The following is a 12,906-nucleotide window of genomic DNA, read 5'->3' as shown; positions in this document are numbered from 1 at the left end:
TGGTCTGGGACCAGGCGGGCCGGACTTGTTCGCTACCGCTCAGGCGTCAGCACCGGATGGGCGCCAACCCGAAGTTCTCCACCGTGGGAGTGGCGGTGTCGATCCTCGTCTGACGGGTCTGCGGCTTCCAGCCGTCCTTGGCGACGATCATCGTGAGCGGGTTGTTGCGGCGGTCCACCCAGTAGGCGTACTTGCCCTCGGCGTCGGTGGCGAAGGTCCACGACGCCGCCCACGAGTCGACCTGGACGACCGCGCCGGTGAGCGGCGAGGTCGCACCCTGGCAGCTGGTGCCGGTGACCGTACCCATGAGCTTGCCCCAGGTCTTCGGGGGGTTCGCGGTCATGGTCACCGCGACCGGCGCCACCGAGTACGGCGTGTTCTCCGTGATCCCGACCGAGCCGGAGTAGGTGCCCGGCTGGTCGACGTTCGCCGTCATTCCGACGGTGACGGTGACCTTCGCACCCGGCGCGAGGGTGGCCTCCGACTTGTCGATGGTCATCCAGCTGACGTCAGCGCCCGCCTCGGCGCATCCTTCGAAGCCCGGGAGCGCCTCGCTGTCCGGAGCCGCGTCGAAGCTGCCGGACGAGCCGCCGATCTTGTAGAAGCCGCACGCCGCGCCACCGCGGTAGCGCGCGGTGTTGGCGTTCGGCAGGTTCGACCACGAACTGGTGGCCGGGTCGTAGGCGAAGCCGGCGTTGCTGATGGCTCCACCCTGCGAACCACCGACGACGAGGAGCTTGCCGCTCGCGACAGCGAACGAGCTGGCCCAGTTGTCGGCCGGCGCGTCGGCGATGGCGGTCCAGGTGTTGGCACCCGGGTCGAAGGCGTAACTGGCCTTCTGCGCGGCGGTCCCGTCGTTGCCACCGGTGCAGTAGACCGTGCCGTCGATCCCACCGCAGGAGGCGAAGGCCACCGACTTCGGGTAGTTGGCCAGGGTCTCCCAGGTGTTGGTAGCCGGGTCGTACCGGACGACACTGTTCGACATCGGCGTGCAGTTGGCCGTCGTGCAGCCACCGATGGCGTACAGCTTGCCGTCGACGACCGCCTGACCGGCCGCAGCTCGCGGCGCCGGGTTGTTGGCCAGCTCCGTCCAGGTGTTGGCCGCCGGGTCGTACGACCAGGTGGCCGAGTCCGGCCCGGCGTCACCCCAGCCACCGGTCGCGATGATCTTCCCGTCCACGACGCCCACCGTCAGGGCGTTGCGGGCTTCGGGAAGATCGGCGATCGCCGCCCACGTCTGTGCGGTCGGGTCGTAGGCGTAGTTCTTGGTGGTGGAGGCGTTACCGTCGCCACCGCCGAGCGAGTACACCTTGCCGCCCAGGTTCACCACCCGGTTGTCCATGATCGCCGACGGGTAGTTGGTGATGTCGGTCCATGGTGCGGCCTGCGGGCCGACCGCGGCGGCGACCCCCTTGGCCTCCTTGCCGGACGCCTTGGCGGCGAACGACGTTGCGACGGTGAGCCGCTGCTCCGGCGCGCCGCTGGCCCCGAGCATCTGCTGCCTGGTGACCTTGGACCCGTCCGCCCGGAGGAGTTCGAACCCGTTGTCACGCTCACTGAACTTGACCTCGACCGGCGCGCCGCCGGTGTTGGTCACCGTGAAGGTCTTGCTGGTCTTGCCGTTGGGCATCTGGAGCGTCGCACTGAGCGCCGCCGGCGTCACCGACAGTCGACCGGCCGCGAGCTGGAAGTTCGCGGCGGTGGCCCAGTCGGCTTCGACGTCGACCTGCTTGGTCTGGCTGACATAGTTGCCGGCGGTCGCGGTGAACGGGTGCGCGCCGGTCAGCGTCGAGTAGATCCAGTAGAAGCCGTCGGCGAGCCCCGGGTCGTCCGGCGTCGCCACCGTGACGGCCTTCTCGGCGGGCCGGTCCTTGCTGGTGACGGTCGCACCGTTGACGTAGCTGTTGTCGTTCTTGTCGCGGACGTTACCGACGACCAGACCGCCGTCGACCGGCACGCAGGTGACCTGGCTGCCGATCAGGACGCTGTCGACCTCCCACCACCACTCGTACGAGGCGTCGTAGTAGCGGAACCGGACCTGCACCTGCGCCTTACCGGCCGCCTGCGGGATCGGGATCTCGGTGACCTTCGGGCCCCGGACGTCCGTCTCCTGCCGGAGCACGTTGGTCCAGGTGGCGCCACCGTCGATGCTCAGATCGACGTCGGCCGTGTCGTCGGCCAGCTGGTTGAAGTCCTGGTTGAACCGGATGACCGGGGTCGTGACGCTGGTCAGGTTGACCACCGGGCTGACCAGGGAGGTGTCCTGGCGGCCGCCCGCTCCGTAGTCGTCACTGTCGATCATCGCGAAGTTGCCGCTGGCACCGGTCAGGTTGCCCCGGCTGCCGTCGTCGGTGAACTTCCAGACCTGACCGCTGCCCGCGTTGTCCACGACAGTCCAGCCGGCCGGCGTGGTCGTGCCGTCGAAGGTCTCGTACTCACCGTCGGAGCCGAACGTGTATCCGGGCGCGGTGGTGCAGGTGGTGGTGTCCACCGGCACGGCGACGTTGGCGGTGGCGTTGCCCGAGCCGACCACGACCTCCTTGGTGACGGTCTGGTAGCCCGGGTACTGCGACTCGTACTTCAGGGTGTAGGTCTGCCCGGCCGGCAGCTTGATGCTGTACCGGCCGTTCGACGGCGTGGTGTAGTCGTAGACGCCGGACAGGCCCGTCACGGTCACCTTCGCGTACAACGGCCAGCCGTGGCCGGAGCCGTCGGTGACCGCTCCGGTGACGTTGACACTCGGCACCGGCGCCAGCGCGACGTTGAGCGTCGTGGTCGCACCCTTGGCGACCGTCGCCGGCTTCGTGGTGCTGCCGTAACCGAACGCCGCCACGGCGACCTGGTAGTCACCGGTGGGGAGCTGAGTCGAGTACCTGCCCTCGGCGCCGGTGGTCAGCTCACGCGCGGTCGGGCCGGTGAGCGTCAGGGTCGCGCCGGCGATCGGGGCACCGGTGGCAGCGTCGGTGACGGTGCCGGCCAGGGTGCCGATGTCGCCGGTCGGGGCGGCGTTGAGCAACGCGAGGGCGTCCAGCAGGCCTTCGCCGTAGACGTTGTTGTCGGCCGGGGTGCCCCCACACTGGCCGGCGGTCTTGTCGACCGCGGCGCCGTTGAGCAGCGCACGGGTCGCGTTGATGTCACCGACCAGCGACGGAGCCGCCGAGTACAGCAGCGCGATCGCACCCGCGAGGTGCGGTGCGGCCATCGAGGTGCCGCTGATGCTGGCGTAGGTGCTGCCCGGAATGCTCGACCGGACGTTCACGCCCGGCGCGGAGATGTTGGGCTTGATCTCGCCGTTCTGCCCGGCACCGCGGGCGGAGAAGCCGGCGACGTTGTTGTTGATGTCGTACGCGCCGGTCGAGTAGTTGCTGGCGAGGCTGCCCGGCGAGCCACTGGTCTGGCATGCCGGCCCGCTGTTGCCGTTGGACCAGACGCCGAAGATCCCGGACGCGGCCCAGGCCAGCGTCACGTCCTCCATGAAGGGCTCGTTGGACGGGTCCCGGGTGCCCCACGAGTTGTTGATGACGTTCGGTCGCTTGCTCGCGTCCGCGTTCTGGCCGTTGAGGTCCAACGGTTCGAGCATCCACTGACCGGACTCGATCAGAGCGGCGTCGCTGGGGCAGCAACCGTTCGCCGCGATCCACTTGACCCCGGGGGCGACACCGATCTGGTTCGCGCCGTCGGAGCCGGCCATGGTGCCCATCGTGTGCGTACCGTGGCCATCGTTGTCACAGGGCGCGGCCGCGCAGGTGCCGGCGGCGTTGAACCAGTTGTAGTTGTGGTCGAACGTCCCGTCGCCGTTGTTTCCCCGGTAGGAGTTCACCAGCGCCGGGTGGTTGAACTGGACCCCGGTGTCGATGTTCGCGATGGTGATGCCCTCGCCCTTGACGCCGTACTGGGACCAGACGTCGTCGGCGTTGATGTTGGCGATGCCCCACTCGAGGGCGTTCACGGTCTTCTCGTCGGTGCCCTTGGTGGTCTCGGGCACCTTGTAGGCAACCGGGGCGTAGAGGCCCTCGACCTCGGCGTGTCCGGCGAACTTCTGCGCCATCGCCAGGGAGCCGCTGCTCACCTTGATCGCGTTGGTGGCCCAGAAGGTCTGGTACTTCGCGCCCGAGCTGTCGAGGTCGGCCCGGATCTTGCCCTGGCTCGCCGCGGCGGTGGTGCGCAGAGCGTCCGCGACCGCCGTGCCGCGCTTCGACCAGTCCTTGATGGCACTGGCCTTGCTGAAGTCCGCCCGGTCCTTGAACCGGATCCAGAAGTCCCCTTCACTCTTGGCCTGGAACTGCTTGGCGAGCTCCGGGCGGATCTTGTCCCCCGTAGGGGCGCCCGCCCCCATCCCGCCGCCCGGCGCGGCCTGCGCGCCTGAGCCGATGGTGGCCAAACATGTCGCGGCGAGGATCGTCGCCGCACCGGCGCTCACCAGTGATCTGGCTGTGCGCCGCCATTGTGGACGTCTGAACATTGGTGCTGCCTCCCTCAGAACGACCCAGGGTGAAAATGAGCCATGGTGAGGGTGCTGCCTCCCCATGCACCGCGCGGGTCACGCCGGTTGCCCGAGTGGACACTATGATCGAGAAGAAAGGACGATCAAGAACTTGCCGTGAGCAACTTGTCGCTAAGAGTTGCCCTGCTGGCGGCGCGCTTGCCAAACATTGTCAGGACCATGACGATAGCTGGGCAGGGATGCCCATCGATCCCGGGCGGTGCTGTGGCCGAGGACGACGAAGCGACGGCGGATGGGGCTGATCCGGCCGACGAACCTTTCCCGCTGCTGATCGCGGTGACTCCGTCGCCGACCGAGCGCATCCGGCTCGCGGAGCGCCTCGACGGCATCGCACCGCTGCTGCTGGTGGCCGACCTCGACGAGCTGCGCCGGCTGATCGCCGCTCCGCAGCAGCTGGCCGGGACGCCGTCCGAGCCAGCACTCGCCCCCGCGACCGACGCACTGGTCATCGACTCGGCCCGGTCCACCGCCCGCTGCGGGGCCCGCGAGATCGACCTCACCCGATTGGAACACGACCTGCTGACCTGTCTGACGACCGCGCCGGTCCGGGTCTGGAGCTACGCCGAGTTGCACCGGTCGGTCTGGGGTGACGAGGGTCGGGAACGCAAGGCGGACGTGCAGTCGCTGGTGAAGCGGCTGCGGCGCAAGCTGCAGGACCTCGGCACCGGTGCCTCGATCGAAGCGGTGCGGGGTGTCGGGTTGCGGCTGACCGACCGCCAGGAGCCGCGCATCGGCCGGGCCTGACCGCTGCCTGATGTGGGCAGTTCCTGAACCCGGGCGGGGACGACAGGTCAGACCAGCCCTGCCCGGGCCCACAGCAGACGCCCCGGCCCGGCCACCAGGCCAACGGCCGCCAGGTTGGCGTGCACCCGCGTCGCCGACCAGCGCAGGGTGGCACGCCAGTGCGGGTTGGCGCGGGCAGCGGCCCGGCCAACCGCCGGGGGGATACCCACTGCCGCGTACACCTCGGGATGGACCAGGCGGTTGGCGATCGTGTAGGCGGAACGACCGACCAACAGTCGGGCGTACGCCATGGTGACCGGACCGGTGGCCGCGACCGCGGCGGCCAGCTCCTCGCGGGCGAACCGGACGTGTCGCGCCTCCTCCACCACGTGGATGCGGGAGACCATCCGGATGAGCGGCTGGAGCGATTCGTCAGCCATGATCTCCCGCTGGAACGCGTCGAGGATCTCCTCCGCGATGAGGATCGCGGCGTACATCTGGGGGCCGCTGGCGGTGGCCTTGAGGAAGCGCCCGAGGTGATGGTCCACGGTGCTTGCTCGGTAGACCGGGCAGCCCATCGCCTCGATCAGCCGGCCGAACATGATGGAGTGCCGGCACTCGTCGGCGACCTCGGTCAGCGCGTACTGGGCCTGCCGGCTGGTCGGGTCGGCGCCGTAGTACTCCCGGATCAGCATCTGCATGAGGATCGTCTCGAACCACAGCCCGGCGCTGGCCGCGCTGGCCACCTCGTGCTTGGTGAGCTCAACGCGCTGATCCTCGCTGAGCTGCTCCCACAGCGGTGTGCCGTAGAGGCTGCTGCGGTGCGGCGGGAGCCAGTAGGCGCCCGGAGTGTGCGGGGCGTCCCAGTCGATCTCGACGGTCGGGTCGTAGCTGGTCCGTAGTGAGGACGTGAGTAGTCGCTCGGCGACCGCCGCGCGTTCGGTTTCCGCCGGTGCGGCCTCCATAGCTCCTCCTCTATATTGACGTGACGGCCGGTAACTGTTACGAGTAGTAGCATGCAATCGCCGCTCACAGATGTCAATGCGTCCGACCCGCCCCCGGACGGCGATCCGAAGGCGAAGGGCAACGGCCGCCGAGACCGCTGGGCAGACCATCGTGAACAACGACGGCAGGAGTTGGTCGGGGCCGCGGTGCAGGCGTTGCTGCGGCACGGGCCGGAGGTCGACATGGAACAGGTGGCCGCCACCGCGGGCGTCAGCAAACCGGTTCTCTACCGCTACTTTGCCGACAAGTCGCAGCTCTGGGTGGCGGTGAGCGAGGTGGTGGCGGCCCGGATGGTCGACACCATCGCGCCTGCGATCGAGCAGGTCCGCGAGGAACGTGACCTGGTCGAGGCGACGATCGACGCCTACCTCGGGGTGATCGAGTCGGAGCCGAGGCTCTACCGGTTCCTGATGCACCAGTCCGGCGACCCGGGCATCCACCAGGTGGTCGCCGGCACCAGCCGGCAGGTGGCCGCCGGGCTGGCCAGGGTCATCGGCGACCGGCTGCGTTCGCTGGGCCTGGACGCCGGGCCGGCGGAGCCGTGGGCGTACGGCCTGGTGGGCTTCGTGCAGGCGGTCGGTGACTGGTGGACCACGCAGGGCCAACCGATCAGCCGCACGGCCCTCACCGACTACCTGACCGCTCTGCTGTGGAGCGGGATCGAGGGGGTGCGGGCCAGCGCCGACCTGCCCCGCGAGCTCACCCGCGCCCACGAGCGGATCGTGCCGTGAGCTACCACGGCCCGGCGGGCATCGAGGGCACCCCGGTCCAGGTGCACCTCAGCGGGCGGTGGGAGCCGGTCGACGGCCGCTACCACTGGGGTGGGCGGATCGAGCCCGAGCCACAGGTGGCCCTCCTGCTGCGCTCCGGCCGGCGCGACGTCGAGGTGCACATCGCCGACCGAGTCCGGCCCGCCCGACTGGCCGAGGTCGATCCGTGGGGCGGCGTACGAATCACCGGCGTGGGCGACCCGCCCTGGCCGCCCGTGGCCGAACCGACTGCCGCGCCCGAGCTCACGGAGGAGTGAATGGAGACAGACGTTGCCATCATCGGCGCCGGCTTCGGTGGCCTGGGGGCCGCCATCCGCCTACAACGGGCCGGCTTCACCGACTTTCTCGTCTTCGACCGCGGTGACGACGTCGGCGGCACCTGGCGTGACAACAGCTACCCCGGCTGCGCCTGCGACGTCCCGTCGCACCTCTACTCGTTCTCCTTCGCCCCCAACCCCCGCTGGTCGAACACCTTCTCCAGCCAGCCGGAGATCTGGGACTACCTGCGCGGCTGCGTCGACCGCTTCGGCGTACGCCCGAAGTTACGATTGCACCACGAGGTGCGGGAGGCGAGCTGGGACGACCAGCGCCAACGCTGGCTGCTGCGCACCTCCGGCGGCGACCACACGGCCCGGGTCCTGATCTGTGCGGCCGGCCCGCTCAGCGACCCCGCCATCCCCGACCTTCCCGGGATCGACGAATTCGACGGCACGGTCTTCCACTCCGCCCGCTGGCGGCACGACCACGACCTGACCGGCCGCCGCGTCGCGGTCATCGGCACCGGGGCGTCGGCGGTCCAGCTCGTGCCGCAGATCCAGCCGACGGTCGAGCGGCTGACATTGTTCCAGCGCTCCCCCGCCTGGATCATGCCGAGGCTGTCGCGCCGGATCAGCCGGGTCGAGCAGGCCGCGTTCCGCACCGTGCCCGGCGCGCAGCGGGCCGTGCGGGCAGGTCTCTATCTGGTACGCGAGACCATGGGCCTGGGTTTCCTGCACCCGGCGGTCAACCGTGTCGCCTCGCGGCTGTCCCTGCGTACGCTGCGGCGTCAGGTCACCGACCCGGCCCTGCGGGACAAGCTCACACCCCGGTACGCGATGGGCTGCAAGCGGGTGCTGATTTCCAACGACTACTGGCCGTCGCTCGCCCGGCCGAACGTCGACGTGGTCACCGCCGGCATCGATCGAATCGTGCCGGATGGCCTGGTCACCGCCGACGGCGTCCACCACCGGGCGGACACCATCATTCTCGGCACCGGCTTCCACGTCACCGACTCCCCCGTCGTGCGGCGCATCCACGGGCGTGGCGGGCGCAGCCTTGCCGAGGCCTGGACCCCCAGCATGCACGCGTACCGGGGCACCACCATCGCCGGTTTCCCCAACCTGTTCTTCCTGCTCGGCCCCAACACCGGGCTCGGCCACACCTCCGTGGTGCTGATGATCGAGGCGCAGCTGCACCTGGTGCTCGCGGCCCTACGGCACATGCGGGCCAAGGGCATCGGAGCCATCGAGCCCACCGGTGCTGCCCAGCGGCGCTGGACCGAACGGGTCGATCAGAAGATGACCGGCACCGTGTGGGAGACCGGCTGTAAGAGCTGGTACCTCGACAGCACCGGCCGCAACACCACCATCTGGCCGGGCTTCGCCACCAGCTTCCGGCTGCGGCTGCGCCGATTCCGCCCGGCCGATTACCGGATCGCCACGGCTGGCGACACACCCAACGAGACGGAACGGGAGCACGCCGATGCGGTATGACCTGGCGGGCAAGACGGTGCTCATCACGGGCGCGGCGCGCGGCATCGGGGCGCAACTGGCCCGCGAGGCCGTCGCCCGCGGCGCGCAGGTTGCCCTCGTGGGCCTGGAAGGCGAGTTGCTCAAGCAGCTCGGCGCCGACCTCGACGCACACTGGTACGAGTGCGACGTCACCGACCAGTCGGCCCTGGACCTCGCAGTGGCGTCCACGGTGGACCGCTTCGGCGGCATCGACGTGGTCGTGGCGAACGCGGGCATCGCGAACCTCGGCACCGTCGCCGTGGGCCCGGTCGACGCGTTGGTGCGTACCGTCGAGGTGAATCTCTGCGGCGCGATCCGCACGGTCAGCGCGGCGCTGCCCCACGTCACCGCCGCTCGTGGCCACGTTCTCATCGTCTCGTCCGCGGCGGCCTTCACGGCGATGCCCGGCATGGCGGCCTACTGCGCGTCCAAGGCGGGCGCGGAGCAGTTCGCCAACGTGCTGCGCCTGGAGACCCGCGCGGCCGGTGTCACCGTCGGCACCGCGCACCCGATCTGGATCGACACGGACCTGGTCCGTGACATCCGTGACGACCTGCCGTCGTTCCGCACCGCGCTGCGCCGGCTGCCGTGGCCGCTGTCCACCGTCGTCCCCGTCGAGCAGTGCGTCGACGCGCTGCTGCGCGGCATCGAGCGCCGAAAGCGCAAGGTGTACGTGCCACGATCGCTCGCCGTGGTGCAGGCGCTGCGGCCGGTGGTGCTGAGCGGCTTCTCGGACGCGTTGATCAGCCGGTTCGGCGGCCAGAGCATGGTCGGCCAGATGGAGGACGAGGTACGCCAGCTCGGGCGTTCCTTCGGCAGGACGTCGGTAGGAGGGCAGTCATGACCGTTCACTTCCGTCGCGCGGGCAGCGGTGAGCCGCTCGTGCTCATCCACGGCATCGGTCACCGCCACCAGGCCTGGGAGCCGGTGTTCGACCGGCTCACCGCACACCACGAGGTGATCGCGCTCGACCTGCCCGGCTTCGGGAACTCCCCCGTGCCCGGCACCGGCATGCCCGCCGACATGGCCGCCACCGTCGCCGGGGTCCTGCCGTTCCTGACCGAGTGGGGGTTGGAGCGTCCGCACGTGGCCGGCTACAGCCTCGGTGGGGCGATCGGCCTGGAGCTTGCCGCCAGCGGGGCGGTCGCATCGGCCACCGCCTTCTCCCCCGCCGGTTTCTTCACGCCGGCTGAGCGTCGGCGGGCGCTGGCCATCCTCAAGATCTTGCGGGCCAACTCGTACCTGCCCACCCCGGTGATGCGGGTCGCGCTGCGCTCGGCGTACCTGCGGGCGTTGTGCTTCGCGCCGCTGATGGCCCGCCCGGCGCTGTTGGACGTCGACCGCGCGCTGGGCGACGCGCTCGCTCTGCGGCGAGGGCTCGGCTTCAACTCCGTGGCCCGAGCCGCCCGCCACTACCGCTTCGACTGCCACCGGCTGTCCGAGGCGACGGTGCCGGTGACCATCGGCTGGGGCGACTGCGACCGGATCTTCGGCGTCCACCAGGCCGAGCGCGTCCGGGCCGGCCTGCCGGCAGCCCGGGTGGTGACGCTGCCCCGCTGCGGGCACGTGCCGATGAGCGACGACCCGGACCTGGTCGCCGCGCTCATCCTGGAGACCACCGGTGCCGTGCCCCGCACGGAGCGCCCGGACCCATCGGTGGCCGCCTAGCGGCGCGGGTCAGGAAAATCACTTCACAGACTAAAAACTTGCAGCCCGCGCAAGTTGGCTCCTAGCCTCGCCGCGTGACCGACACCGACCACGCTGCCACCGGGCGGCGGGACCGTAAGAAGGCGCAGACGCGGGCCGCGCTGACCGCCGCCGCACTGCGGCTGGTCGCCGAACGCGGCCTGGAGCACGTGACGGTGGAGGAGATCAGCGAGGCCGCGGACGTCTCCTCGCGTACCTTCTTCAACTACTTCGCCTGCAAGGACGAGGCGCTCACCGACGACCCGGCGCTCGACGGCAATCCCGTCGTGGCGCGTCTGGCCGCCGCCCCTGCGCAGATGCCGACGTTGCAGGCCGTACGGCTCGCCCTTGGCGAGGCGATCGACACGATCCAGGCCGACCGGGAGTTGTGGCGGCTGCGGCTGGCGGTCATCGCTCAGAACCCCGCGCTGCTGCCCCGGCTGATAGCCGGCAACATCGCGACCGAGCGGGCCATGGTCACGGCCATCGCCACCCGCCTCGGCGTAGGCCCCGACCACGGCCACCCGCCGCTGATCACCGCTGTGACCGGTGCCGCCTTCCACACCGCGATGCTGCGCTGGGCCGCCGGCGACGACACCCGACCCCTGCGCGACTTCGTGGACGAGGCGTTCGCCGCGGTCGCCGCCGGCCTGCCGGATCCGCCGCACCCCTCCTGACCCCTCCACATTCCCGCCCCGGCGCATCAGCTCCGGGGCCAGCCAGTCCGCCAGAAACCCGACAAGGGAGCGTCAATGACCACCACCGTCCCGCCCGCCGACATCGCCGATGTCGGCACGCGCATGTCGCGTCGGGAGGTTCTCCAGGCCCTGTCCGGCCTGATGGTCGGCATGTTCGTGTCCATCCTCGCCTCCACGGTGGTGGCGAACGCGCTACCGCGGATCATCGCCGACCTGAACGGCAGCCAGACCGTCTACACCTGGATCGTCACCAGCGAGTTGCTCGCCATGACGGCGACGGTGCCGCTGTGGGGCAAGATGGCCGACCTCTACAGCAAGAAGCTGCTGATCCAGCTCTCACTGGGGCTGTTCGTGGTGGGTTCACTCATCGCGGGCTTCACACCGAACGTCGAGGTGCTGCTGGTCAGCCGTGTCGTCCAGGGCATCGGCGCCGGCGGCATGACGGCGCTGGCCACGATTGTCATGGCGGCCATGATCCCGCCGCGTGAGCTGGGCCGCTACGCCGGCATCTTCGGCGCGGTCTTCGGTGTCGGCACCATCGCCGGCCCACTGATCGGTGGGCTGCTCGTCGACACCTCATGGCTGGGCTGGCGGTGGTGCTTCCTGATCGGCGTCCCGTTCAGCATCATCTCCATCGCCCTGCTGCAGCGCACCCTGCACCTGCCGGTCGTCCGCCGCAAGGCCAGGATCGACTGGCTGGGTGCCCTGCTCATCACCTCGGGCGTCTCCACGCTGCTGATCTGGTCGTCCCTGGCCGGGAACAAGTTCGACTGGGCATCCGGCTGGACGGCCCTGATGGTCATCGGCGGTCTGGTCCTGCTGGCGCTGGCCGTGGTCGTCGAGTCGCGGGCGGCGGAGCCGATCGTCCCGCTGACGATCTTCCGTAACCGCACGGTCTCGCTGGCCACGATCGCCAGCGTTCTGGTCGGTGTCGCGATGTTCGGCGGCACCGTCTTCCTGTCCCAGTACTTCCAGATCTCGCTGGGCAAGTCGCCCACCGTCGCGGGCCTGATGAGCCTCCCGATGATCTTCGGTCTGCTGGTCTCGTCGACGGTGGCCGGTCAGCTCATCACGAAGTACGGCCGGTGGAAGGCCTACCTGGTGGCGGGCGCCGCGGTGATGAGCGTCGGGATGCTGCTCCTCGGCACCATCGACGCCAACACCTCCGTCGTCGTCCTGTCGATCTACATGGCCGTGCTGGGCGTCGGCGTCGGCATGCTCATGCAGAACCTCGTGCTCGCCGCGCAGAACGACGTCCCCGCCCACGAGCTCGGCGCCACGACCTCCGCGCTGACGTTCTTCCGCAGCATGGGCGGCGCCATCGGGGTCAGCGCCCTCGGCGCGGTCCTGGCGAGCCGGGTGACCTCGCTGACCGCTGAGCGGCTCGGCCCGGCGGCGACGGCCGGCGGCAGCACCGCTGAGGTGCCTGACCTGTCCACCCTGCCCGAGCCGGTGCTGCGCATCGTGCAGGACGTGTACGGCATCGCCACCGCGGACCTTTTCCTGGTCGGCGCGCCGTTCGCGCTGCTCGCGCTGGTCGTCGTGCTGTTCATCAAGGAGAAGCCGCTGCACACCCTCAGCGGGGACGAGCGACGCGCCCAGGAGGAGGCGGCCGCAAAGGTCGCGACTCATTGAGCCGTACGGACAGCAGTCGGGGGCGGGCCGGTTGGTCCACCCCCCGTTCTGCGCCGACGCCGGCCGGCCGGCGGGGCGGCGGGGCGGCGGGGCGGCGGGGCGGCGGGGCGGCGGGG

At 70.2% G+C, this 12,906-nt stretch carries 10 protein-coding genes; 8 read left to right on the top strand and 2 right to left on the bottom strand.

The genetic code is table 11. The annotated features are described in order from the left end of the window. Nucleotides 1–46: 46 nt before the first annotated feature. Entirely contained in the window at nt 47–4,420 is a 4,374-nt protein-coding gene (locus ABZS37_RS30655) for a S8 family serine peptidase (RefSeq protein WP_355174737.1), read from the bottom strand. A 180-nt stretch (nt 4,421–4,600) separates the two neighbouring features. Here ABZS37_RS30655 and ABZS37_RS30650 point away from each other — a divergent pair, with 180 nt between their 5' ends. Next, a complete protein-coding gene (locus ABZS37_RS30650; protein WP_355174735.1) occupies nt 4,601–5,248 on the top strand; it encodes a winged helix-turn-helix domain-containing protein in 648 nt (215 codons plus the stop codon). A 47-nt stretch (nt 5,249–5,295) separates the two neighbouring features. Here the strand turns inward: ABZS37_RS30650 and ABZS37_RS30645 are convergent, their stop codons facing one another. Beyond that, nucleotides 5,296–6,192, bottom strand: a complete 897-nt coding sequence (locus ABZS37_RS30645) for a diiron oxygenase (protein WP_355174733.1) — start codon at nt 6,190–6,192, stop codon at nt 5,296–5,298. 51 nt (nt 6,193–6,243) lie between these two features. Here ABZS37_RS30645 and ABZS37_RS30640 point away from each other — a divergent pair, with 51 nt between their 5' ends. The 7 genes from ABZS37_RS30640 to ABZS37_RS30610 all read left to right on the top strand — a co-directional run bounded on the left by ABZS37_RS30640 (nt 6,244) and on the right by ABZS37_RS30610 (nt 12,790). Then, the gene (locus ABZS37_RS30640; RefSeq protein ID WP_355174731.1) at nt 6,244–6,963 is read left to right on the top strand and encodes a TetR/AcrR family transcriptional regulator; all 720 of its coding nucleotides are present in this window, start codon (nt 6,244–6,246) and stop codon (nt 6,961–6,963) included. Beyond that, a complete protein-coding gene (locus tag ABZS37_RS30635) occupies nt 6,960–7,259 on the top strand; it encodes a DUF4873 domain-containing protein (protein WP_355174729.1) in 300 nt (99 codons plus the stop codon). The genes ABZS37_RS30640 and ABZS37_RS30635 overlap by 4 nt, the downstream gene beginning before the upstream one ends. Then, entirely contained in the window at nt 7,260–8,753 is a 1,494-nt protein-coding gene (locus tag ABZS37_RS30630) for an NAD(P)/FAD-dependent oxidoreductase (protein ID WP_355174727.1), read from the top strand. It abuts the gene before it with no gap. Continuing rightward, entirely contained in the window at nt 8,743–9,615 is an 873-nt protein-coding gene (locus tag ABZS37_RS30625; protein ID WP_355174725.1) for an SDR family oxidoreductase, read from the top strand. The genes ABZS37_RS30630 and ABZS37_RS30625 overlap by 11 nt, the downstream gene beginning before the upstream one ends. Next, nucleotides 9,612–10,439, top strand: a complete 828-nt coding sequence (locus ABZS37_RS30620; RefSeq protein WP_355174723.1) for an alpha/beta fold hydrolase — start codon at nt 9,612–9,614, stop codon at nt 10,437–10,439. Before ABZS37_RS30625 ends, ABZS37_RS30620 begins: the two co-directional genes overlap by 4 nt. Nucleotides 10,440–10,513: 74 nt before the next feature. Continuing rightward, nucleotides 10,514–11,134 carry a TetR family transcriptional regulator gene (locus ABZS37_RS30615; protein ID WP_355174721.1) on the top strand — a complete coding sequence of 207 codons (621 nt, stop codon included), beginning with the start codon at nt 10,514–10,516 and terminating at the stop codon, nt 11,132–11,134. 75 nt (nt 11,135–11,209) lie between these two features. Continuing rightward, a complete protein-coding gene (locus ABZS37_RS30610; protein ID WP_355174719.1) occupies nt 11,210–12,790 on the top strand; it encodes an MDR family MFS transporter in 1,581 nt (526 codons plus the stop codon). Nucleotides 12,791–12,906 lie beyond the last annotated feature (116 nt).

Source organism: Micromonospora sp. NPDC005413 (assembly GCF_040606435.1).
Lineage (GTDB): Bacteria > Actinomycetota > Actinomycetes > Mycobacteriales > Micromonosporaceae > Micromonospora.
This window is presented reverse-complemented; position numbering and strand designations above follow the sequence as displayed.